The following is a 21,861-nucleotide window of genomic DNA, read 5'->3' as shown; positions in this document are numbered from 1 at the left end:
GGAAAGGCTTTGCCCAGGAACTTGTGCGGCACGTCGAACGTTCAGCCGGACCGATCGCCAGAGATTTCCGAAGCCGTGTGTGACGAGGAGAGAGCGCTGTGAGCACCGAGAACGAGGGCACCGCGGCCCCCGCAACCCCCGCGGCCCCGTCCGCACCCCCTGCTCCGCAGCCGGCCGACGCACCCCAGGCCGCGGCGCCTGCCGCCCCTGAGGTCCCGGCCGCCCCGGCGCCCGTGACCGGAGCCGCCGAGCCGGTGACCCGGCAGCTTCCGCCGACTCCCGCAGCCGGTACCGAGCCGACCGCGCAGATCCCGCCCGTCCCGGAGCCCCCTTACGCGGCTCCGGCCGCTCCCCCTCCCTCTCCGGCCGCCCACGGCGCCGAGGCCTGGCCGCCTCCGCCGCCCGCCGTACCCGCGTACGGCCACGGCGGTGGACACGGCGGCGGTGGCTGGGGTGCTCCCCTGACCGTGAACGGCGCCCCGCAGCCCAAGCCGAAGGGCAAGGGCGGCCTCATCGCGGGCGTGCTCGCGGCGGCCCTCATCGCGGGCGGCATCGGCGGTGGTGTCGGCTACTGGGCCGCCGACCGCAGCAACAACGGCACCGGCTCGACCACCATCAGCGCGGGCAGCACTCCCAAGGAACTCAAGCGCGACGCCGGCTCCATCGCCGGCCTGGCCGCGGGCGCCCTGCCCAGCGTGGTCACCATCGAGGCCTCGGCCGGGGACGGCGAGGGGGGCACCGGCACCGGATTCGTCTACGACCAGCAGGGCCACATCCTCACCAACAACCACGTCGTGGCCTCCGCCGCGAACGGCGGCAAGCTCACCGCCACCTTCTCCGACGGAAAGAAGTACGAGGCCGAGGTCGTGGGCCGGGCCCAGGGCTATGACGTCGCCGTCCTGAAGCTGAAGAACCCTCCGGCCGGCCTCAAGCCACTGCCGCTCGGCGACTCCGAGAAGGTCGCGGTCGGCGACCCGACCATCGCGATCGGCGCCCCCTTCGGCCTGTCCAACACCGTCACCACCGGCATCGTCAGTGCGAAGAACCGCCCGGTCGCCTCAGGTGACGGCTCCGGCGGCAAGAACTCGTACATGAGCGCACTCCAGACGGACGCCTCGATCAACCCCGGCAACTCGGGCGGCCCGCTGCTCGACGGGCGCGGCGCCGTCATCGGCATCAACTCCGCGATCCAGTCGGCCGGAAACGGCGGTTTCGGCGGCGGCCAGGCCGGTTCGATCGGCCTCGGCTTCGCCATCCCGATCAACCAGGCGAAGAACGTCGCCGAGCAGCTGATCAAGACGGGCAAGCCGGTGTACCCGGTCATCTCCGTCTCCGTGGACCTCCAGGCCAAGTCCGAGGGCGCCAAGATCTCCGAGCAGGGTGCGCCCGCCAGTGACCTGGTCGACCCGAACGGCCCGGCGGGCAAGGCGGGCCTCAAGCCCGGCGACGTCATCACCGAGCTCGGCGGCAAGCCGGTCGACAGCGGCCCGACCCTGATCAGCCTGATCTGGACCTACAAGCCGGGCGACACGGTCAAGCTGACGTACCTGCGCGGCGGCAAGCCGACCACGGTCGACATCACCCTCGGCTCGCGGGTCGGAGACAAGTAGCCGCCACGCTGCCGGCCGTCCGGCCGGAAACAGTGGCTTGATGGTGAGGGGCCGTGGGCGGGATTCCGCCTACGGCCCCTCCCAACGTCCGCTTATGCTTCACGGGTGTTCGATTCCCGGCACATACGGACGTTCCACGCGGTGGTCGCCTCCGGGTCCTACTCGGCGGCCGCCCGCGTGCTCGGGTACACCCAACCCGCGATCACCCAGCAGATGAAGGCGCTCGAACGCGCCGTCGGAACCCCGCTGTTCACCCGAGTGGGCCGGAAGATGCAGCTCACCGAGGCCGGAGAGTCCCTCTCCCGGCACTCCGAGACCATCCTCGGCAGCCTCTCCGCCGCCGAGGCCCAGCTGAAGGCGTATGCGCGGCTGCGCACCGGCCGGGTCCGGCTGTGCGGCTTTCCCAGCGCGAACGTCACCCTCGTCCCCGAAGCCCTGAGCGGCCTGGCCAAGGACCATCCGGGCATCCAGGTCGAGCTGCTGGAGGGGGAACCCCCGGATTCCCTGCGCCGGCTGGAGCGCGGGGAGTGCGACATCACCCTCGCCTTCACGTATCCCGGGCTCCACGAGGAGATCCCGGAGGAGGTCGCCGAGGTCAGGCTGCTGGAGGACCAGCTGACGGTGCTGCTCCCGACCGGGCATCCGCTGGCCCGGCGGCGCGCCGTGCACCTGGCGGACCTCGCCGAGGAGCGGTGGATCGCGGGCTGTCCGCGGTGCCGGGCCAACCTGCTGCACGAGTGTGCCGAGCTGGGCTTCGTACCCGACATCCGCTTCGCCACCGACGACAACCTGGTGGTGCAGAGCCTGGTGGCACAGGGCCTGGGCGTGGCGATGATGCCCGCTCTGGTGCTGCCCTCCCTCTCGCTGACCCGGGTCTGCGGGCGGGCGCTGCAACCCGCAGCGCGCCGCCACATCGCCGCCTACGTCTACCGCGACCACCTGCGGATCCCGGCGACGGCCGTGGTGCTCGACGCGCTGAAGCGGGTGGCGGCGAACCGGGTCGGCTGCTGACCGATCGGCCCGCGCCAGTCCATAAGCGGTGCTTGGGATTTCGGGTCACAACTGTCGTTGGACGTGATGGAAACGGTGGCAGCACGCTGCCGGTATGACCACCACCACGCCGGCCCGTACGACCACGAGGATGGCCGCCCTCGTCAGTGAGATCCGCACGGTCGTGGACCGGGGGCTGGCCCCCGACCTGACCGCCTACCTCGTGGGTGAACTGCTCGGCCCGCACCTCGGCGCCCAGGACCTCCTGACGCCGGCGCAGCAGGAAGGCGATCCGGAGCGGTACCGGCAGCACATCCTGCACGCCGAGTCGGACGGCAGCTTCTCGGTGGTGGCGCTGGTGTGGCTGCCCGGGCAGGAGACCTGTATCCACGACCACGTCGCGTGGTGCGTCGCGGGGGTGCACCAGGGAGAGGAGAGCGAGCGCCGCTACCGGCTCGCGCCCGGCTCCGGGCCCGCCCGGCTGGTGCCCACCGAGGACGTGGTCAACGGGCAGGGAGAGGTGTGCGGCTTCGCTCCGCCCGGAGACATCCACAAGGTACGCAACTCCTGTGGCACGAAGGCGATATCGGTCCACGTGTACGGAGCGGACGTGTCCCGGCTGGGCACCAGCATCCGGCGCGTCTACACCCAACCAGTCGACTGATGGCCCTCCTCCACCGCCCCCACGGTGGGGCGGTCCGGCATGTTTCACGTGAAACACCGGCCACCTGGCCCGGGTTGGCGGGCGCCGCGTGCGGGGCGCTCGTGGCCTGGTGCATCCACCGAGTCGTGCCCGCCGTTCCCCTGCTGACCGCCTCGGTGGTGCTGGGCATCGCCGTGGCGCACCTCCCCGGCCTGCGGACCTTCGTCCGCGGAACCGCACGCCCCGGCCTCTCCCTGGCCGGCAGGCGGCTGATGCGGATCGGCATCGTGCTGCTCGGGCTCGGTCTGGGGCTGGAGCAGGTCCTGGGGCTGGGATGGGCGACCGTCGCGATGGTGGCCGGGGTGGTCGCGGCCACCTTCTTCGGCACCGTGTGGCTGGGTCGACGCCTGGGACTGCCGGGCGACCAGCCGCTGTTGATCGCCACCGGCTACTCGATCTGCGGGGCCTCGGCGATCGGTGCGGTGAGCGAGGTGTCCGGCAGCGACGAGGAGGACGTAGCCGCCTCGGTGGCGCTGGTGACGCTGTGCGGGACGCTCGCCATCGCGGTACTCCCTCTTCTGCAGGGGCCGTTGGGGCTCTCCGACCCGGCCTTCGGGCGCTGGGTCGGCGCCGGCGTGCACGACGTCGGTCAGGTGGTGGCGACCGCGCAGACGGCGGGTCCCGATGCGCTCGGCGAGGCGGTGCTGGTCAAGCTGATGCGGGTGGCGCTGCTCGCACCCCTGGTCGCGGCGGTCGCCTTCTCCGTGCGGTCCCGGCGACGCGGGGTGCGCACCGCTTCGGGGCGCCGACCGGCACCGGTGCCGCTGTTCGTGGCCGGGTTCCTGGCCGCGGCCGCGCTGCGCGCCACGGGCGTACTGCCCGACGTAGCGCTGGAATGGGCGCACACCGCGCAGGAGGCGTTGCTCGCGGCGGCCCTCTTCGGTCTGGGGAGCGCGGTGCACCTGCCGACGCTCGCGCGCACCGGCGGGCGGGCCGCGGCGCTGGGTCTCGGGGCCTGGGTGGTCGTGGCGGGCGTCTCGTACGCGGGTGTTCTGCTCACCGGATGAGGCGCCGACGGAAGGGAGTTGGCCAAATCATGGCCGGAACCGACCGAACGTTCTGACCGGCCGCTGACATCGTCGCGCGGCCGTGCCACTCTGCCCCGGCAAGCCGCACAGCGCACCGCCGATCCGCACCGACCGTTCTTCACCCCCCACCTTGCCCTGGTCCGGGCACGGCAGAAGGAGTCATGCGTGAATCGTCATCGCACAGCCTTGTCGGCCCTCTTGTCGGCAGGCGCCCTCATCACGGGTGTCCTGACGGCGGCCACCCCCTCGATCGCGGCGGACGCCCCCTCGTCCTTCCGGCAACAGCACACGAAGGGCTTCTGGACCGCCGAGCGGATGCGGGGAGCCACTCCGCTCGACGTCACGGCGGTCCCCGGCGGGGCCCGGATCCAGGCCACCGCAGCCGCTGCGCCCACGAGCATCCCCCCGACGGCGGCCTCGGCCGCCTCCCCCACGGCGTTCCCGCAGGCGGGGGGTGCCTGGACGGGTGGCGGAGCGGTCGTGAAGACCTCCGGCCGGGTCTTCTTCACCATGGGAGACCGGACCGCCTCCTGCTCCGGCGACTCGATCACGAGCGCCAACGGCAGCACGGTGATCACGGCCGGCCACTGCGTGAAGTACCAGGGCGCCTGGCACACGAACTGGGTCTTCGTCCCCGCCTACAACAACGGCAACGCGCCCTACGGCCAGTGGTCGGCCACCAAGACCTTCGCCACCGACCAGTGGGCCGCGAGTGAGGACATGAACATGGACGTCGGCCTCGCCGTCGTCGCCCCGCTGAACGGGCAGACGCTGAGCCAGGCCGTCGGTGCCCAGGGCATCCTCTTCAACGGTGGCTACAACAAGAAGATGTACTCCTTCGGCTTCCCCGCGGCAGCCCCGTACGACGGGACCAAGCTGGTCTACTGCAGCGGCAACAGCGGCAAGGACTTCCTGCTGACCAAGGACCACAGCTTGGCCTGCAACATGACGGGCGGTTCCAGCGGTGGCCCCTGGTTCCAGGACTTCAACGAGGCCACGGGCCTCGGCACCCAGGTCTCGGTGAACAGCTTCGGCTACACCTTCCTGCCGAACCGCATGTACGGCCCGTACTTCGGCAACGAGGCGAAGGCCGCCTACGACAAGGCGCAGACCGCCTGACCCACAGCCGCCCCACCGGCCCCGCCTGCCCGGTACTCTGTACCGGCCAGGTGGGTTGCCCGAGCGGCCTAAGGGAACGGTCTTGAAAACCGTCGTGGCGCGAGTCACCGTGGGTTCAAATCCCACACCCACCGCCAGGTCAGTGAAGTAGCAGGTCAGAGGGCGGGCACCCGATGGGGGTGCCCGCCCTCTCCAGGATCACGGTGCTAGATCTGCGCACCACTGGCTTCGCGCCGGCGCGCAACGTAGCGGAGCAGGGCCCAGATCGCCGCGGCGTTGACGAGGGCGCTGACCAGGACCGCACCGTAGAAGCCGAACTCGGACCCCATGTCGAACTTGGTATCGATGGATGTGTCCGGTGCCACCCAGTCCGAGGGGCGCGGGTCGGGCTCCGGCATGAACTCCGTGGGCAGCGGCTCGGGAGGTGGCTGCGAGCCTTCGTAGATGGGCCCGGTGACGGGGGCCGACTCGTCCGGGGCGGCCACGGCGGGTCCGAAGGTGCTCAGCAGGAGGAGGCTGACCGGCGCGGTGGCGAGGACCGGCCAGACTGCGAAGAGCCCGATGTCGCCCGTCCGGCTGCCGACCGCGACGTAGACGAGCATCGCGACCACCAGTGCCAGGTATCCACAGGGCACCCACACCTCGGCCTTCGACCAGCGCCGCACCATGTCGTTCCTCGTTCCTGTTCCGCTTCGTTCGACCTGCGCCCAGTCTCGAAGCTGCCGAGGACCGCCACCTGAGTACGCCTACTCATCCCGCTCGGCCCGGCGTACCTGGTCAGAGCCGTGCACGGGAAGCACGGCGGGGCCGTTCGCGTATGCGCTCCGGGGTGGTTGGTTCATCCGAGTGGTGTTTGTCGGAAGATCGGCGCGCGTTGCGGAGGCGCTGCGGTTGCGGCCACATCATGACGAATGTATTCAGATCCGCCCGTCGGAACATCGCGAAACGAGGCATTCGTCATGGCTCAGCGCAGCACCCTCACCTCGATCTGGACCTCGGTCCTCACCGCCCTGGTGGCCCTGCTCGCCGCCCTCGGTCTCGGCCGGAAGGCCGCCCCGGCCGCCACCTCCCCCGCGGCCTCCGGCGTGCCGGCCTCCCCCTCCGCCGCCGTGTGCCGGCCGGCGTTCGCGGCCCGGCGGACCTGGCGGGCGATGATGCGGGGCGGTTCGCTGCCGCCGACCATCAAGCAGCGGATCCGCGCCGAGGCGCACGGAAAGTCCCCGTCCGTCCGCCGTTCGACCACTGCCGCGTCCATGGGCGCCGGACCGGATGCCGCCGTACGGGCACTGGCGCCGGTCGGAGCCCCCGGTGGAGCCGCCGAAGCCGTTGTCGGACCCGCGGGAGCCGTCGCCGGAGCCGGGCGGGACGCGCTCGCGCTCGCCGCGTAGACCCGTACGCCTGTCAGACGTGTAGAGCCCAGTAGGTTCGCAAAGACGAGGAGAGCAGGCGCTGGAGCCCGGTCGTCGCGACCGTGGATCGCGCCGCGCGAGGTGCCCCGGGAGTGGGGCACGGAGGGATTGCCCCGGCGGGCGCCGGGGGCGTGCAGGGGGCGCGAAGCTTTGTATTGCAGGGCCGCAGGCCCGGGAGACGGTGGGGTTCCCGGACGGCGCGGCCCTTTTCGGCATGTCCGGGAGCCGTCGATCTGGTGGAACGCTTCAGCCCTTGTGGGGCGGGGGTTTCAGCAGGTTCCCGAGTGCTGACCTGGGGCTTAGGGGGCGCAAATGAGGTTTATCCGATGTTGGTCATGCTTGCGGGGGAATCGTGGGCTCCGGGGTGGTTCGCCGGGGATTCGGTGGGCAACTCTGATCTCGCGACGTCGTCACACAAGCAACGACCGAGGCGGTCGGCCAACTGCCTTGGAAAAAGCCACACTTCGGTTTTCTGGAGGATCAAGACATGGCAAGCATCCGTACCGCCCGCGTCATCGCCGCCGTCGCCGCTCTCCCCCTCGCCGTCGCCTTGTTCGGCGGGGCTGCCTCGGCCGACAACGGCTCCTTCGCGAACGACGGATCGAATGCGAGCGTCGCCAGCATCATCGGCAGTGGTGTGGCCGGGGCCAATCTCGGCAACTCCTCCACCTCGCAGCAGGTGGCCACCGGCTCCGGGGCGTCCAACCAGAACAACACCGCGCAGGTGAACGGCTCGGCCTTCACCGCGATCGACCAGGACAACTCGAACGTCGCGGTCAACTTCTACCCCTGGTGGTGATCGCGGTCTGAGCCGCTCGGACTGTTGAGGGCGCCTGTGCGACCGGACCGGCTGGGGTCCGGTAGCGCGGGCGCCCTCGCGCATGCCACGGGCTTCCCGTGCCTCGCCGGGTCCTCCCGACCTTGACACCACCGGTGAATCTGACGGACAGTCAGCTCACTTGCCGATGTGATGCCGGGAGGCCAGCGCCGTGCACCTCGCCCCGACCGAAGGACAGTTGCGGCTACGCGCCGAACTGCGCGCCTACTTCCGGGAACTTCTGCCGGACGGTGTCCCCGAGGAGCCGGCCCGCCAGCGCGAACTGCTGCGCCGCATAGGCGCCGACGGGCTGCTCGGCCTCGGCTGGCCCGTCGAGTACGGCGGCCAGGGCCGAGGTGCCGACGAGCAGTTCGTCTTCTTCGACGAGGCCTACCGGGCCGGTGCACCCGTCTCGATGGTCACGCTCAACACCGTCGGCCCGACCCTGATGAAGTACGGGACCCAGGAGCAGAAGGACTACTTCCTGCCCCGGATCCTCAAAGGCGACATCGTCTTCGCGATCGGCTACTCGGAACCCGAGGCCGGCACCGACCTCGCCTCGCTGCGCACCCGCGCCGTCCGCGCCGTCCCATCCGTGCACGACGGCGGAACCGCCGAAGGCGCCGGCGACTGGTTGATCGACGGCCAGAAGATCTTCACTTCCAACGCCCAGAACGCGGACTGGATCTGGCTCGCCTGCCGGACCGACCCGGAGGCCCCCAAGCACAAGGGCATCTCGATCATCCTGGTGCCGACCGACGCCCCGGGCTTCTCCTGGACCCCGATCGAGACGGTCGGCGGGCTCACCACCACGGCGACGTACTACGACTCCATCCGCGTGCCCGCCGGCAACCTCGTCGGCCCCGAGCACGGCGGCTGGGGCCTGATCACCAACCAGCTCAACCACGAGCGCGTGGCCCTCGCCGCGATCGGCATGCAGGCGGAGGACTTCTACGAAGCCGCCCTCGCCCACGCCCGCACCCCCGACCCCGACACCGGAGACCGCCCCGGCGACCTTCCCTGGGTGCAGTCCCGGCTCGCCGAGGCACACGCGCGGCTGGCCGCCGTACGCCTCCTCAACTGGCGGCTCGTCCAAGACGTGGGCGGCGGCACCCTGGCGCCCGGCGACGCGAGCGGCGTGAAGTTCCTTGGAACCGAATCCACCGTCGAGGTCTACCGGATGTGCCAGGAGGTGGTCGGCGAGCGGGCCCTGATCCGGGGGCCGGGTGCCAAGGCCTTCGAGGGAGGCGCGCTGGAGCGGATGAACCGGGCCGCCCAGATCAACACCTTCGGCGGCGGAGTCAGCGAGGTCCAGCGGGAGATCGTCGCCATGATGCGGCTCGGCATGAAGGGAAGGAAGCGATGACGGCAGACGCGGCCAGGGCCACCCGGCAGGCGGCCGAGGAGGCCGGGTCCGACGAGGCAAACCGGTTCCACGCACTGCTGACGGCCTTCGAGGGCAGGCCGGCCGCCACCGCCGGCCGGGGCAAGGACCCGATCAACGAGCCGATGATCCGGCACTGGTGCGAGGCCATGGGCGATGCCAACCCCGCCTACACCGGGCCGGACGCGATAGCCCCGCCCACGATGCTCCAGGCCTGGACGATGGGCGGGCTCTCCGGCCACACGGACCGCTCCTCCGCCTACGACGAGCTCTTCGCGCTCCTCGACGGCGCGGGCTTCACCTCCGTCGTGGCCACCGACTGCGAGCAGGAGTACCTGCGCCCACTGCGACCCGGTGACGCGATCACCTTCGACGCCGTCATCGAGTCCGTGTCACCCCGCAAGACGACCAAGCTGGGCACCGGCCACTTCGTCACCACCCGCATGGACGTCCGGGTCGACGGCGAGGTCGCCGGGACCCACCGCTTCCGCATCCTCAAGTTCGCCCCTGCGGCCAAGCCGGAGAAGAAGCCCGGCGCACGACGCCCCCGCCCGGTGATCAACCGCGACAACCAGGGCTTCTGGGACGGGGTACGGGACCACAAGCTGCTGATCCAGCGCTGCACCGCCTGCGCCACCCTCCGTTTTCCCTGGCTCCCCGGCTGCAACGCCTGCGCCTCCCCCGACTGGGACACCGTCGAGGCATCCGGAGCAGGCACCGTGTTCAGCTACGTCGTCATGCACCACCCGCCCTTCCCCGCCTTCGACCCTCCCTACGCCGTCGCGCTCGTCGAGCTCGCCGAAGGCGTCCGCATGATCAGCAACATCACCGGCGTCCCGTACGACAAGGTGCGCATCGGGCTTCCCGTCCAGCTGGAGTTCGTGCGCGTCGACGACGACCTCGAACTCCCCGTCTTCCGCGGGAGTGCGGCCTGATGGACTTCCACCCGACCGAGGAGCAGGCCGCCGCGGCCGGGCTCGCCGCCCGGATCTTCAACGACCTCGCCACCCACGAACGCCTCGCCGCCGCCGGTACCGGCACCGACGGCGAGCTGTGGAAAGCCCTCGCCGCCTCCGGGCTGATCGCCGCCGTCCCGGACATCGGGCTGCTCGGCCTGGTCCTGCTGCTGGAGGAACAGGGCCGCACCACCGCCCAGGTGCCCTACGCCGCCACCTGCGCGTACGGGATGCTCCCCCTCGCGGCCCACGGCACAGCCGACCAGCGCGCCCGCCTGCTGCCCGCCCTGGGGACGGGCGAGGCCGTCGCCACCGGGGCCTTCCCCGCCCGCGGCGGCCGGATCACCGCGTCACCGGACGGCCGGCTCACCGGCACCGCCCCCGCCGTGCCCTGGCTGCGCGACGCCACCCACGTCCTGGTCCCGGACGCGGACCGGGCACTGTGGCTCGTACGGACCGACGCGCCCGGCGTACGGACCTCCCCGGTGCAGACCACCGCACCCTGGTCGGCCGGGCGGCTGACCCTGACCGGTGCCCGGGCGGAGCGCGTCGGGGCGGGCCCGGCCGCGTACGAGGACACGCTCGCCGCCGCCCGCACCGCCTTCGCCGGGCTCCAGGCGGGAGTCTGCGCGGGCTCACTCGCACGGGCGGTCGAGTACACGTCCACGCGCGAGCAGTTCGGCCGCCCCCTCTCCACCAACCAGGGCGTGATGCTGCGCGCGGCGGACGCGTACATGGACACCGAGGCGATCCGGGTCACCGCCTACGAGGCCGCCTGGCGCATCGACGAGGGGCTCCCGGCGCGCGAGCACGCGCTGACGGCGGCCTGGTGGGCCTCCGAGGCGGGCAAACGGGTCGTGCACGCGGGCCAGCACCTGCACGGCGGCATGGGAGCCGATCTCGATCACCCGGTCCACCGGCACTTCCTGTGGGGGCGCCAGCTGGACGCGTACCTGGGCTGCGGCAGCGAGCTGCTGGCCGAACTGGGCGCCGTACTGGCGCAGGAGGGCTGAGGCATGGTCGGTGCACTGAGAGTCGGCGGGGAACTGCCGCCGCTGGACATCCCGGTCACCCGCACGCTGATCGTCTCGGGCGCGATCGCCTCCCGCGACTACCAGGACGTGCACCACGACGCGTCGCTCGCGCGGGAGAAGGGCTCCCCGGACATCTTCATGAACATCCTGACCACGAACGGACTGGTCGGCCGCTACATCACCGACCACCTCGGGCCGCACGCCGTCCTGCGCAAGGTGGCCATCCGCCTCGGCGCCCCCAACTATCCGGGCGACACCATGACCCTCACCGGCACCATCACCGCCCTGGACGGGGACACCGCCGAGATACGCGTCGTCGGCGCCAACGGCATCGGCCACCACGTCACCGGCACGGTCACCGTGACCCTCGCCCAGGGGGGTGCGGCATGAGCGTCCGTACCCGCGACGAACTCGGCGGCCGGGCCGCCATCGCCGGCATCGGTGCGACCGAGTTCTCCAAGGACTCCGGCCGCAGCGAGCTCAAGCTCGCCGTCGAGGCCGTGCACGCCGCCCTCGATGACGCCGGGCTCACCCCCGCCGACGTCGACGGCATGGTCACCTTCACGATGGACACCAGCCCCGAGATCACCGTCGCCCAGGCGGCCGGTATCGGGGACCTCTCCTTCTTCTCCCGCATCCACTACGGCGGCGGCGCGGCCTGCGCCACCGTCCAGCAGGCCGCCCTCGCGGTCGCCACCGGGGTCGCCGAGGTCGTGGTCTGCTACCGCGCCTTCAACGAGCGCTCCGGGCGCCGCTTCGGCTCCGGCGTGCAACAGCGCGAGCCCTCGGCGGAGGGGGCGGCGCTCGGCTGGTCGCTCCCTTGGGGACTACTGACACCCGCCTCCTGGGTGGCGATGACCGCCCAGCGCTACCTGCACGCCTACCACCTCACCCCCGAAGCCTTCGGGCACGTCGCGGTCACCGACCGCCGACACGCCGCGAACAACCCCGCCGCGTACTTCCACGGCAAACCCATCACACTGGCCGACCACGCCGCGTCGCGCTGGATCGTGGAGCCGCTGCGGCTGCTCGACTGCTGCCAGGAGACCGACGGCGGTCAGGCCCTCGTCGTCACCACGACCGAGCGGGCACGCGACCTGCGCCACGCGCCCGCCGTGATCACCGCGGCCGCCCAGGGAGCCGGCCGGCGGCAGGAGGGCATGACCTCCTTCTACCGCGACGACCTCACCGGGCTGCCGGAGATGGACGTGGTCGCCCGCCAGCTGTGGCGCACCAGCGGTCTGCGGCCCTCCGACATCGACGTCGGCATCCTCTACGACCACTTCACCCCCTTCGTCCTCATGCAGCTGGAGGAGTTCGGCTTCTGCGGGCCGGGTGAGGCCGCCGATTTCGTGGCCGCCGACGCGCTGCCGCTCAACACCCACGGCGGCCAGCTGGGGGAGGCGTACCTGCACGGCATGAACGGCATCGCCGAGGCCGTGCGCCAGCTGCGCGGCACCTCCGTCAACCAGGCCGCGGGCGCGGAGCACGTACTGGTCACCGCCGGTACCGGGGTACCGACATCCGGGCTGATCCTCGGCGCCGACCACTGAGGTCCTTGGGCCCGGGGGCTGTCCCTCCTCCACCTTCAGGAGGTGGAGCAGCTCCCGGCCCTACAACCTGAGGTGGACCCTGCTTCGGCACCTGCGGCCGATCCCAGGGCGGGCCGGCGCTCCTAGCGTGGAGCCATGACCACGCCTGTGTGCACCCTCGCCTCGAATCCGACGCCGTACCCGTCGTTCTCGGCGTACGTCCGGACCCGCGGCTCGGTCCTGATGCGCACTGCGCGCTCCCTCACCGCCAACCCCTGCGATGCCGAGGACCTGCTCCAGACGGCCCTGGCCAAGACGTACGTGGCTTGGGACCGCATTGAGGACCACCGGGCCCTGGACGGCTACGTCCGGCGGACCCTGGTCAACACCCGCACCTCCCAGTGGCGCAAGCGCAAGGTCGACGAGTTCGCCTGCGACGAGCTCCCGGAGACCGAGGAGACCCCCGCGGCGGACCCCGCCGAGGCGCAGGCGCTGCGCGACGCGATGTGGCGCGCGGTCACCCGGCTGCCCGACCGGCAGCGGGCCATGGTCGTCCTGCGCTACTACGAGGACCTCAGCGAGGTGCAGACCGCCGAGCTGCTGGGGGTTTCCGTCGGCACGGTCAAGAGCGCCGTCTCCCGCGCGCTGGTCAAACTCCGAGAGGATCCGGAGCTCACTCCGGTCAGGTGAGCCGGGGCACGTTTCACGTGAAACACCGCTTCGGACCTCGCCGTGCGGGATGTTTCACGTGAAACACGGCCCGGTTTCTACCCCCGGGTAGTGACATGCCGACCGGTACGTGCGCAGAATCGGCAGCATCCGTAGCCGCCGCAGCGCCGCAGCGCTCACCGGGAGGACGCTTTGCTGAGCACCATGCAGGACGTACCACTCCTCGTCACCCGCATACTCCAGCACGGGATGACGATCCACGGGAAGTCCCAGGTCACGACCTGGACCGGGGAGGCTGAGCCGCACCGCCGCAGCTTCGCCGAGATCGGTACCCGCGCCACCCGGCTCGCCAACGCCCTGCGCGACGAGCTCGGGGTGCAGCAGGACGAACGTGTTGCCACTCTCATGTGGAACAACTCCGAGCACGTCGAGGCGTACTTCGCGATCCCCTCCATGGGCGCCGTCCTGCACACCCTCAACCTGCGGCTCCCTCCCGAGCAGCTGGTCTTCATCGTCAACCACGCCGCCGACCGCGTGGTCCTGGTCAATGGAACGCTGCTGCCGCTGCTCGCGCCGCTGCTGCCGCACCTGCCGACCGTCGAGCACGTCGTGGTCTCCGGCATCGGCGACCGCTCCGCCCTGGAAGGCCTCGACGTGCGCGTGCACGAGTACGAGGAACTCCTGGCGGGCCGTCCCGACAGCTACGACTGGCCCGAGCTGGACGAGCGACAGGCCGCGGCCATGTGCTACACCTCCGGCACCACCGGGGACCCCAAGGGCGTCATCTACTCGCACCGCTCGATCTACCTGCACTCCATGCAGGTCAACATGACCGAGTCGATGGGGCTGACCGACAAGGACACCAGCCTCGTGGTGGTTCCCCAGTTCCACGTGAACGCCTGGGGGCTTCCGCACGCCACCTTCATGACCGGCATCAACATGCTGATGCCGGACCGGTTCCTGCAGCCCGCCCCGCTCGCCGAGATGATCGAGCGGGAGAAGCCCACGCATGCCGCTGCCGTGCCCACCATCTGGCAGGGGCTCCTGGCGGAGGTCACCGCCAACCCGCGCGATCTGACGTCGATGAAGCAGGTCACCATCGGCGGCGCGGCCTGTCCGCCCTCCCTGATGGAGGCCTACGACAAGCTCGGCGTCCGGCTCTGCCATGCCTGGGGGATGACCGAGACCTCTCCGCTGGGCACCATGGCACACCCGCCGGCCGGGCTCAGCGCGGAGGAGGAGTGGCCCTACCGGATCACGCAGGGCCGCTTCCCGGCGGGCGTCGAGGCCCGCCTGGTCGGCCCCGCCGGCGACGTCCTGCCCTGGGACGGAGAGTCGGCGGGCGAGCTGGAGGTACGCGGCAACTGGATCGCGGCCGCCTACTACGGCGGCGCGTCCGGCGAACCCCTCCGCCCCGAGGACAAGTTCAGCCCCGACGGCTGGCTCAAGACCGGCGACGTCGGCGTCATCACCTCGGAGGGTTTCCTCACCCTCACCGACCGCGCCAAGGACGTCATCAAGTCCGGTGGCGAGTGGATCTCCAGCGTGGAGCTCGAGAACGCGCTGATGGCGCACCCCGAGGTCGCCGAGGCCGCGGTCGTCGCCGTCCCGGACGACAAGTGGGGCGAACGCCCGCTGGCCACCGTCGTCCTCAAAGAGGGCGCGACCGTGGACTACGCGGGCCTGCGCGCGTTCCTCGGCCAGTCCATCGCCAGGTGGCAGCTCCCCGAGCGGTGGACGCTCGTCGAGTCCGTCCCGAAGACCAGCGTCGGCAAGTTCGACAAGAAGGTGATCCGCAAGCAGTACGCCGACGGCGAGCTGGACGTCACGAAGCTGGACTGACCTGCCCTCAGCCCCTGGTGAGCCATGGCCGCAGCAGCTTGCTGACGGCGGGCATGGCCACGTAGGTCATCAGGGTGCTGAAGACGACGGCGAAGACAGCGGTCCGCACGACGAAGTTCAGATCCACCAGGTACGGCCCGAGCACCGCGTTGCCGACGAGCGAGATCGGGAAGATGGCCAGCCCCGAGCTGATGGCCATCTTCCACCGCGGCGGTGCGGGCCGGGTCGTACCCGGCTTGGCGAACCACGTCTCCATGCCCTGCAGTTCCCGGCGCGCTATCTCCGTGTGGTGGTGACCGAGGCAGTTGGAGAACCACTGCGCCCGCTCCGGAGAGTCCTGCCAGCGCTGGAAGGCCGCCTGATTGCGGAAACGGTGGACCAGGAACCACGGCCCGCCCTCGGCCGCCGGACGGAAGAGCCCGTACCCCAGGTGGCCCGGGAAGCTCGCGGCCGTCTCCAGGATGCCGTGGGCCCAGGCCTCGAAGGTCTCCTCGTGACCCGGCTCCACCTGCCGTGCGATGAGCAGGTTCACTTCTCCGTTGTCGGCGGGGACGGTGTGCTCGGTCGTGTCGATGATGGCCATCGGCCCAGGATTACTAGTTGGTGCCGATCTTGGCGAGCAGGTCCACGATGCGGCCCTGGACGTCGGCGGTCGTGGCCCGCTCGGCGAGGAAGAGCACGCTCTCGCCGGAGGCCAGCCGCGGCAGCTCGGACGGGTCGATGCCGGTCGTCGTGTAGACCACCAGCGGGGTGCGGTTCAGCTGCCCGTTGGCGCGCAGCCAGTCCACGATCCCGGCCCGCCGGCGCCGGACCTGCATCAGGTCCATGACGACGAGGTTGGGGCGCATCCGCGTCGCCAGTTCCACGGCGTCGGTGTCGGCGCCCGCGCGTGCGACCTGCATCCCGCGCCGCTCCAGGGCCGCGGTCAGCGCGATGGCGATCTCGTCGTGCTCTTCGATCAGCAGCACCCGGGAGGGGTGCTGCTCGCTGTCGCGCGGCGCGAGCGCCTTCAGCAGGACCGCCGGATCGGCGCCGTACGCCGCCTCCCGCGTGGCGTGCCCCAGCCCGGCCGTGACCAGTACGGGCACCTCGGCGGCCACTGCTGCCTGGCGCAGGGACTGCAGGGCGGTCCGGGTGATGGGCCCGGTCAGCGGGTCCACGAACAGGGCGGCGGGGAACGCGGCGATCTGCGCGTCCACTTCTTCACGGGAGTGCACGATCACCGGGCGGTAGCCGCGGTCGCTGAGCGCCTGCTGCGTCTGCACGTCGGGCGCGGGCCACACGAGCAGGCGGCGCGGATTGTCCAAGGGCTCGGGCGGCAGCTCGTCGTCGACGGGCCGCGGTACGGGACGGTTGACGACCTCCACGGCGCCGCCCGGACCGTCCAGCGGCTCGGGCCCCTCGTCGGAACCCGCCTCGGGGGCCCCTATGGCGAAGGCCCGGCCCTGGGGCGCGGGCTCGGAGAGCCGGCGACGGCGGCCGGAGCCCGACCCGGCGGGGTCCACGGAGATGCCCTGACCGAGGGTGCCCAGAGCGCGCACGTTGATCGGCTGCGAGGCCTGTCCCTCCGCCGCGGTGTCCTGCGGCTGCCGGGCGCCGGGAACGGCCACCTGGCCGGAGGCCTGGTCGTCCTCGGGAGCGGTCCGGGCCGCGGGGACGGGCCATGCCGGGGTCGCGGGCAGGGCCCGCCGCCGCCCGGTGGGCGGTGCCGGCTCTGCGGGGTCCGCCGCGGCCGGCGGCGCGAGCGGCGCCTCGGCCTCGGCTACGGGAGCGCCCAGCACGCGGCGTCCACGCCGGCCGGACGGGGCGTCGGTGTCGGCTTCGGCCGGAGCGGGGGCCGACCCCACCATCGCCGGTGTCTGTGGAGCGGGAGGGGCCGGGGTCGGCCCCGCGGGCAGTGCGAAGCCGCCCTCGGGCGCGATGGGCCGCGCCGGAGCCTGGGCCGGAGCGGGCGTCGGCCCGAGCCCGGTCGCCGGTACGGGAGCACCGGGCACGGGGCCACCTGGTACGGGACCACCGGGCACGGGACCACCGGGCTGAGCGGGAGAGGCCGGACCGGCAGGACCGGAGGGCCCGGCCGGGCCCAGGGCCCGCCGCCGCCCGGCCGGATGCTCGGTCAGCGGGACCGGAGGCACCGCCGGTACGGGCGGCAGCACCGGCATGCCGGTGCCCTGCGGGGGTACCGGCCGCCCGGGGCCGCCATGTCCGCCGGGACCGTCCTGGGCCCCGAAGGCACCGATGCCGCCCGGCCCGCCGGTCGCGCCGGCCTCGCCGCTGCCGTCGCCGGCCCGGCCGCGCCTGCGCCCGGTTCCCAGGCCCGCCGGGTCCACCGGGGACTGTGCGAGTTCCAGGCCCGCGTCGGGGGCGCCGGCCTCGCCCGCCCGCCGGCGCCCGGACGGCAGCGCCAGCGCGCCCCCGCCCTGGCCCGCTTCAGGGCCGGTGGCTCCGTCGTCCAGGAAGGCATCCACACCGCGCCGGCCCCGGCGGCCGCCGGAGACCTTGCCGGGGGCCGCGCCACCGGCCGTGCCCGCGGCGTCGGCCGGTCCGGCCGGGGCTTCCTCGGCCGGTTCCGGCAGGGTCACCGTCCCGGCTCCCGAGCCCAGCGGCAGTTCCAGTACGTACGCCCCGCCGGGTGCGCCCGGCACTTCCACCGTCTGGAGCACGCCCCCGTGCGCCGCCACGATCCCGCGCACGATCGGCTCGTGCACCGGGTTCCCGCCCTCGTACGGCCCGCGCACCTCGATCCGTACGACATCACCGCGCTGCGCGGCGGCCACCACGATCGTCGAGTCGCTGTACCCGCTGCCCTGGCGGGTCTTGCCGGTGGCGTCCACCCCGGCGACGTCCGCGACGAGGTGTGCGAGCGCGGTCGCGATCCGGCCCGCGTCCACCTCGGCCTCGATCGTCGGCGCGTGGACGGCGAACTGGACACGGCCCGGTCCGATCAGCTCGACCGCTCCGTCGACACCGGCCGCGACGACGCCGTTGATGAGGACCTTCTTCTTGCTGAGCCGGTCGGTGCCGGCGTCCAGGCGCTGGAAGCCGATCACGTTGTCCAGCAGCGTGGTCATCCGGGAGTACCCGGCGGCCAGATGGTGCAGCAGCTGGTTGGCCTCGGGCCAGAGCTGTCCCGCGTCGTCGGCGGCCAGCGTCGCCAGTTCCCCGCGGAGCTCGTCCAGCGGCCCGCGCAGTGACTCGCCGAGGACGGCCAGCAGCTGCGCGTGGCGGGCTGCCAGGGCGTCGTAGGGCCTCCGGTCGGTGAAGGTCATGACGGCGCCGACGAGCTGATCCCCGTCCCGTACGGGCGAGGTCGTCAGGTCGACGGAGACCGGCTGCCCGGCCTTGTTCCACAGCACCTGTCCGCGTACGCGGTGCTTGCGGCCGCTGCGCAGGGTGTCGGCGAGCGGGGACTCGTCGAAGGGGAAGGGGGAGCCGTCGGCCCGCGAGTGGAGGACCAGCCCGTGCAGTTCGCGGTTGCCGAGATCGGTGGCGCGGTAGCCGAGGATCTGGGCGGCGGCCGGATTGACCAGCACCACCCGTCCGTCGGTGTCGGTGCCGACGACGCCCTCCGCGGCGGCGCGCAGGATCATCTCGGTCTGCCGCTGGGAGCGGGCCAGCTCGGCCTCGGTGTCCACGGTTTGCGACAGGTCCCGCACGACGAGCATCAGCAGCTCGTCACCGGTGTAGGCGGGTTGCGGCTCGCGGTAGGCGTCGCGCCCGTCGAGATGGGCGCTGGTGACCTCGACGGGGAACTCGCTGCCGTCGGTGCGGCGCGCGATCATGCGCTTGGGCTTGGACCGTCCGCCTTCCTCCTCGCCGGGCCGGCGCATGGAGCCGGGGATCAGCTTGGAGTCGAACTCGGGCAGAAGGTCGAGCACGCCGCGGCCCACGAGCCCGGTGCCCGGGCTCTCCATGACCTCGAGAGCGATCGAATTGGCATTGACGACAGTGCCGTTGGCGTTGACGAGCAACAGCGCGTCGGGAAGAGCGTCGAGTATTGCTGCGAGGCGAGCAGCGCCTCGGGATGGCCTGCTGCTCACGACGAGCTTCCTCCCTGACCACAACTACCGGCATGTCACGGGAGGAGTCTAAGGCCACAGCCCCCCGGCGGGGTGGCCGATGTGGAGTGGATACCGCCCGTTCCGCGCATCCTCCCAGGTCAGGAACGCCCACTCGGAAGCAGAGGTTCCAACTGGTCCCAGCGGTCGATTTCGCAGCCGTTCGTCCGGCGGAAGCGCGCGTCCACTTTGTGCCCGTGCCAGGTTCCCGTGATCCGTGCGGTGGCCGGGCCGCCGTGTTCCGTGGTGCAGATCTGGCGATCGGAGACGGGGGCGAAGGGGTCCTTGCCCTCCGCGGCGAGCCGCTCCAGCGTTGCGCACGACTCCCGGGCCCAGGGGTGGTTGCCCCCCACGGGGTCGCATTCGAGTTGGTACTCGTGGTCCATCTGCCGGTTGCCGGTGTGGGCCATGGTGATCGTGAGGCGGTCGGGACCCGACGACAGCAGCCCGCCCAGCGGCTCGGGGAGCGGGGGCAGCGGTCCGGCGGCCGCGGCGGCCAGGGCGGAGGTGACGGCGAAGGCGGCGAGACGCAGCATGGGGCACTCCAGGTCGTCCGTACGTCGTACGCCTGACCAACGACGGGGGTGCGCCGATGTTGCGTGCTGCGGGGCTTTTAAGGCTTTGCCCTCCGCCCGTCCCTGCTAGTACCGTGGGAGCGGATTGGTGAGGGGCCCTGCGCCTGTGTCATCATCTGCACGCACCCTCGTACGCGAGGGTGTGCTGGAGGCGTCGCCTAGTCCGGTCTATGGCGCCGCACTGCTAATGCGGTTTGGGGCTTACACCCCATCGAGGGTTCAAATCCCTCCGCCTCCGCGCTTCACGAAGCCCCGGTCCATACGGACCGGGGCTTCGGTGCGTTCGGGGACGGCTGCTCCGCAGGAGCCGGCCGCTGTGAAGCGCTCAGGCTCCCGGGTGAACCCGCGGGATGCGGGCCCGTTCAAACCGGATGATCTTCTTCCAGGGGTGTTTTCGCAGGTCAGAGCCGGTTTGCCTAATGGATTTCGCGTCCCGGCAAGGTCCATGTATTGTTGTTCTCGCAAGGCCAACGGGGCGCAAAACCCCAGCAAGCCAAGCACTCGTAGCTTAACGGATAGAGCATCTGACTACGGATCAGAAGGTTGCAGGTTCGAATCCTGCCGAGTGCACAGCAGGACGAAGGCCCCCAGGAGAAATCCTGGGGGCCTTCGTCGTATGTACCGTCCCCGGATCCTCCTTGGTGGGGAGGGGATACCCCGGAGGTAGTCAGGGGTGGGATGGCTCTGGCGGGGGACGCGGGTTACGGACGGCCGTCGGTACGGTCTTTTGAGATCGTTCGAGCGTGATCGTTCGAACCTGACGGGCGGGGGCTCTCATGGGACTGTTCGGAAACGCGCACAGCATCGACCACGCGTCGGCGCAGCGGGACTACGCGCGGCTGCTGGGGCAGGGCGAGCAGGTGCATGCCGCCTATCTGCTGATCCGGGACACGATCCTGTTCACCGACCGGCGGCTGGTGCTCGTCGACAAGCAGGGGCTCACGGGCAAGAAGGTCGAGTACCACTCGATCCCGTACCGGAGCATCACGCACTTCTCCGTGGAGACGGCCGGCCACTTCGATCTCGACGCCGAGCTCAAGATCTGGATATCCGGGAGCCCGGCGCCGATCGAGAAGACGTTCACCAAGGGGGTCGACATCTACGAGGTGCAGGCGATACTCACGCAGTTCGTCGCCCGGTAGGAGGGGCACGGCGCTGCTCTCACAGGACGCGGGGGAGGCCGGTCACCGACATCACCAGGGAGTAGAGGGAGGTGGTGGCGGTGATGAAGAGTCGGTTGTTCTTGGGGCCGCCGAAGGCGATGTTCGATACGGGCTCGGGGACGCGGAGACGGCCGAGCAGGGTGCCGTCCGGGTCGTAGCAGTGAACGCCCGAGAACATCGAGGCCGCCCACAGCCGGCCCTCGTCGTCGAAGCGGATGTTGTCGACGGAGGGGCAGGCCGTGAAGACCCGGTCGCCGATGAGGGTGCCGTCATCGGTCACCTTGAAGGCGCGGATGTGGCCGGCCCGGGTGTCGGCGGCGTACAGCTCGCTCTCGTCGGGGGAGAAGGCCAGTCCGTTGGGGCCGAGGAAGCCGTCGGCCACCATCCGGACCTCGCCGGTCGACGGATCGGCCCGGTAGAGGTTGCAGGCGCCGATCTCGCTGGGTGCACGCCGGCCCTCGTAGTCGTTGGTGATGCCGAAGTCGGGGTCGGAGAACCAGATCGATCCGTCCGAGCGGACGACCGCGTCGTTCGGGCTGTTGAGCCGCTTGCCGTCGAAGCGGTCGGCGATGACGGTGAGGGTGCCGTCGGGTTCGGTGCGGGTGACGCGGCGGTTGCCCTGCTCACAGGTGATCAGGCGGCCCTCGCGGTCGAGGGTGTTGCCGTTGGAGTGGCCGGCCGGTGAGCGGAACACGGACACGGCGCCGGTCGCCTCGTCCCATCGGAGCATCCGGTCGTTGGGGATGTCGCTCCAGACCAGTTGTCGCCAGGCCGGCAGGTACAGCGGGCCTTCCGCCCAGCGGCAGTCGTCGTAGAGCCGTTCCAGTCGGGCGTCGCCGTTGGCGCAGCGGCCGGTCTGGAAACGCTCGTCCAGGATCTCGTACAAGGTGAGGTCGGCTATGGCAGACATGATTCCCCCTGAGAGAAGTAGGCCGAATTTTGTTCGGTTCCAGGGTGAGATTGCAGGATCCG

Annotated in this window: 20 protein-coding genes and 3 tRNA genes; 18 read left to right on the top strand and 5 right to left on the bottom strand. The window is 71.4% G+C overall.

The genetic code is table 11. The annotated features are described in order from the left end of the window. Positions 1-98 precede the first annotated feature (98 nt). From ACIP5M_RS02050 to ACIP5M_RS02025, 6 genes are all read left to right on the top strand, one after another. The gene (locus ACIP5M_RS02050; RefSeq protein ID WP_401190838.1) at positions 99-1,610 is read left to right on the top strand and encodes a S1C family serine protease; all 1,512 of its coding nucleotides are present in this window, start codon (positions 99-101) and stop codon (positions 1,608-1,610) included. Positions 1,611-1,715: 105 nt separating this feature from the next. Next, complete coding sequence (locus ACIP5M_RS02045) at positions 1,716-2,621, top strand: LysR family transcriptional regulator (protein ID WP_401190836.1); 906 nt, start codon at positions 1,716-1,718, stop codon at positions 2,619-2,621. Between the two features lie 94 nt (positions 2,622-2,715). Beyond that, positions 2,716-3,264: a cysteine dioxygenase gene (locus ACIP5M_RS02040; RefSeq protein ID WP_401190834.1), complete on the top strand. Its 549-nt coding sequence runs from the start codon at positions 2,716-2,718 to the stop codon at positions 3,262-3,264. Continuing rightward, on the top strand, positions 3,264-4,310 hold the full coding sequence (locus ACIP5M_RS02035) for a YeiH family protein (RefSeq protein ID WP_401190832.1): 1,047 nt from the start codon (positions 3,264-3,266) through the stop codon (positions 4,308-4,310). Before ACIP5M_RS02040 ends, ACIP5M_RS02035 begins: the two co-directional genes overlap by 1 nt. Before the next feature lie 186 nt (positions 4,311-4,496). Beyond that, a complete protein-coding gene (locus tag ACIP5M_RS02030) occupies positions 4,497-5,450 on the top strand; it encodes a trypsin-like serine peptidase (protein WP_401190830.1) in 954 nt (317 codons plus the stop codon). A 49-nt stretch (positions 5,451-5,499) separates the two neighbouring features. After that, a tRNA-Ser gene (locus ACIP5M_RS02025) sits at positions 5,500-5,587 on the top strand. A gap of 69 nt (positions 5,588-5,656) precedes the next feature. On the opposite strand, the gene ACIP5M_RS02020 is transcribed toward ACIP5M_RS02025, so the two are convergent. Beyond that, positions 5,657-6,118 carry an SCO4225 family membrane protein gene (locus tag ACIP5M_RS02020; RefSeq protein ID WP_401190828.1) on the bottom strand — a complete coding sequence of 154 codons (462 nt, stop codon included), beginning with the start codon at positions 6,116-6,118 and terminating at the stop codon, positions 5,657-5,659. A gap of 291 nt (positions 6,119-6,409) precedes the next feature. On the opposite strand from ACIP5M_RS02020, the gene ACIP5M_RS02015 reads away from it, so the two are divergent. The 9 genes from ACIP5M_RS02015 (at position 6,410) to ACIP5M_RS01975 (ending at position 15,093) form a co-directional block, all read left to right on the top strand. Then, positions 6,410-6,838 (top strand): DUF6344 domain-containing protein, encoded by a 429-nt coding sequence (locus ACIP5M_RS02015; protein ID WP_401190826.1) that lies wholly within the window; start codon positions 6,410-6,412, stop codon positions 6,836-6,838. 508 nt (positions 6,839-7,346) lie between these two features. Then, positions 7,347-7,658: a hypothetical protein gene (locus ACIP5M_RS02010; protein WP_401190825.1), complete on the top strand. Its 312-nt coding sequence runs from the start codon at positions 7,347-7,349 to the stop codon at positions 7,656-7,658. A gap of 190 nt (positions 7,659-7,848) precedes the next feature. After that, the gene (locus ACIP5M_RS02005; protein ID WP_401190823.1) at positions 7,849-9,042 is read left to right on the top strand and encodes an acyl-CoA dehydrogenase family protein; all 1,194 of its coding nucleotides are present in this window, start codon (positions 7,849-7,851) and stop codon (positions 9,040-9,042) included. Then, positions 9,039-9,995 (top strand): bifunctional MaoC family dehydratase N-terminal/OB-fold nucleic acid binding domain-containing protein, encoded by a 957-nt coding sequence (locus tag ACIP5M_RS02000; RefSeq protein WP_401190821.1) that lies wholly within the window; start codon positions 9,039-9,041, stop codon positions 9,993-9,995. The genes ACIP5M_RS02005 and ACIP5M_RS02000 overlap by 4 nt, the downstream gene beginning before the upstream one ends. After that, positions 9,995-11,029, top strand: a complete 1,035-nt coding sequence (locus ACIP5M_RS01995) for an acyl-CoA dehydrogenase family protein (protein WP_401190819.1) — start codon at positions 9,995-9,997, stop codon at positions 11,027-11,029. The genes ACIP5M_RS02000 and ACIP5M_RS01995 overlap by 1 nt, the downstream gene beginning before the upstream one ends. 15 nt (positions 11,030-11,044) lie before the next feature. Beyond that, complete coding sequence (locus ACIP5M_RS01990) at positions 11,045-11,440, top strand: MaoC family dehydratase (protein ID WP_401191834.1); 396 nt, start codon at positions 11,045-11,047, stop codon at positions 11,438-11,440. After that, positions 11,437-12,603, top strand: coding sequence for a lipid-transfer protein (locus ACIP5M_RS01985; RefSeq protein ID WP_401190817.1), 1,167 nt, complete (start codon positions 11,437-11,439; stop codon positions 12,601-12,603). The genes ACIP5M_RS01990 and ACIP5M_RS01985 overlap by 4 nt, the downstream gene beginning before the upstream one ends. Before the next feature lie 135 nt (positions 12,604-12,738). Further along, positions 12,739-13,272, top strand: coding sequence for a SigE family RNA polymerase sigma factor (locus ACIP5M_RS01980; protein ID WP_401190815.1), 534 nt, complete (start codon positions 12,739-12,741; stop codon positions 13,270-13,272). Positions 13,273-13,443: 171 nt separating this feature from the next. Next, the gene (locus ACIP5M_RS01975; RefSeq protein ID WP_401190813.1) at positions 13,444-15,093 is read left to right on the top strand and encodes a long-chain fatty acid--CoA ligase; all 1,650 of its coding nucleotides are present in this window, start codon (positions 13,444-13,446) and stop codon (positions 15,091-15,093) included. A gap of 7 nt (positions 15,094-15,100) precedes the next feature. Here the strand turns inward: ACIP5M_RS01975 and ACIP5M_RS01970 are convergent, their stop codons facing one another. From ACIP5M_RS01970 to ACIP5M_RS01960, 3 genes are all read right to left on the bottom strand, one after another. Beyond that, positions 15,101-15,676 (bottom strand): antibiotic biosynthesis monooxygenase, encoded by a 576-nt coding sequence (locus tag ACIP5M_RS01970; protein WP_401190811.1) that lies wholly within the window; start codon positions 15,674-15,676, stop codon positions 15,101-15,103. Between the two features lie 13 nt (positions 15,677-15,689). Continuing rightward, a complete protein-coding gene (locus ACIP5M_RS01965; RefSeq protein WP_401190810.1) occupies positions 15,690-19,133 on the bottom strand; it encodes a PAS domain-containing protein in 3,444 nt (1,147 codons plus the stop codon). Between the two features lie 119 nt (positions 19,134-19,252). Next, on the bottom strand, positions 19,253-19,687 hold the full coding sequence (locus ACIP5M_RS01960; RefSeq protein WP_401190808.1) for an SSI family serine proteinase inhibitor: 435 nt from the start codon (positions 19,685-19,687) through the stop codon (positions 19,253-19,255). A gap of 186 nt (positions 19,688-19,873) precedes the next feature. On the opposite strand from ACIP5M_RS01960, the gene ACIP5M_RS01955 reads away from it, so the two are divergent. From ACIP5M_RS01955 to ACIP5M_RS01945, 3 genes are all read left to right on the top strand, one after another. Beyond that, positions 19,874-19,964, top strand: a tRNA-Ser gene (locus ACIP5M_RS01955). 259 nt (positions 19,965-20,223) lie between these two features. Continuing rightward, positions 20,224-20,296: transfer RNA gene (locus ACIP5M_RS01950), tRNA-Arg, on the top strand. A 206-nt stretch (positions 20,297-20,502) separates the two neighbouring features. Continuing rightward, positions 20,503-20,868 (top strand): PH domain-containing protein, encoded by a 366-nt coding sequence (locus ACIP5M_RS01945; protein WP_401190806.1) that lies wholly within the window; start codon positions 20,503-20,505, stop codon positions 20,866-20,868. A 19-nt stretch (positions 20,869-20,887) separates the two neighbouring features. Here the strand turns inward: ACIP5M_RS01945 and ACIP5M_RS01940 are convergent, their stop codons facing one another. After that, entirely contained in the window at positions 20,888-21,799 is a 912-nt protein-coding gene (locus ACIP5M_RS01940; protein WP_401190805.1) for an SMP-30/gluconolactonase/LRE family protein, read from the bottom strand. Between the last annotated feature and the right edge of the window lie 62 nt (positions 21,800-21,861).

This window comes from Streptomyces sp. NPDC088762, from assembly GCF_044750905.1.
Classification (GTDB): Bacteria; Actinomycetota; Actinomycetes; order Streptomycetales; family Streptomycetaceae; genus Streptomyces.
Note: the sequence above shows the minus strand (reverse complement) of the source record. Positions and strands in the feature narration are given on the sequence as shown.

Coding starts and splice junctions, on each gene's coding strand:
- ACIP5M_RS02000 (WP_401190821.1), top strand. CDS start 9,039: ATGACGGCAGACGCGGCCAGGGCCACCCGGCAGGCGGCCGAGGAGGCC.
- ACIP5M_RS02010 (WP_401190825.1), top strand. CDS start 7,347: ATGGCAAGCATCCGTACCGCCCGCGTCATCGCCGCCGTCGCCGCTCTC.
- ACIP5M_RS01940 (WP_401190805.1), bottom strand. CDS start 21,799: ATGTCTGCCATAGCCGACCTCACCTTGTACGAGATCCTGGACGAGCGT.
- ACIP5M_RS01945 (WP_401190806.1), top strand. CDS start 20,503: ATGGGACTGTTCGGAAACGCGCACAGCATCGACCACGCGTCGGCGCAG.
- ACIP5M_RS02020 (WP_401190828.1), bottom strand. CDS start 6,118: ATGGTGCGGCGCTGGTCGAAGGCCGAGGTGTGGGTGCCCTGTGGATAC.
- ACIP5M_RS02035 (WP_401190832.1), top strand. CDS start 3,264: ATGGCCCTCCTCCACCGCCCCCACGGTGGGGCGGTCCGGCATGTTTCA.
- ACIP5M_RS01970 (WP_401190811.1), bottom strand. CDS start 15,676: ATGGCCATCATCGACACGACCGAGCACACCGTCCCCGCCGACAACGGA.
- ACIP5M_RS01995 (WP_401190819.1), top strand. CDS start 9,995: ATGGACTTCCACCCGACCGAGGAGCAGGCCGCCGCGGCCGGGCTCGCC.
- ACIP5M_RS02015 (WP_401190826.1), top strand. CDS start 6,410: ATGGCTCAGCGCAGCACCCTCACCTCGATCTGGACCTCGGTCCTCACC.
- ACIP5M_RS02040 (WP_401190834.1), top strand. CDS start 2,716: ATGACCACCACCACGCCGGCCCGTACGACCACGAGGATGGCCGCCCTC.
- ACIP5M_RS01960 (WP_401190808.1), bottom strand. CDS start 19,687: ATGCTGCGTCTCGCCGCCTTCGCCGTCACCTCCGCCCTGGCCGCCGCG.
- ACIP5M_RS01985 (WP_401190817.1), top strand. CDS start 11,437: ATGAGCGTCCGTACCCGCGACGAACTCGGCGGCCGGGCCGCCATCGCC.
- ACIP5M_RS01980 (WP_401190815.1), top strand. CDS start 12,739: ATGACCACGCCTGTGTGCACCCTCGCCTCGAATCCGACGCCGTACCCG.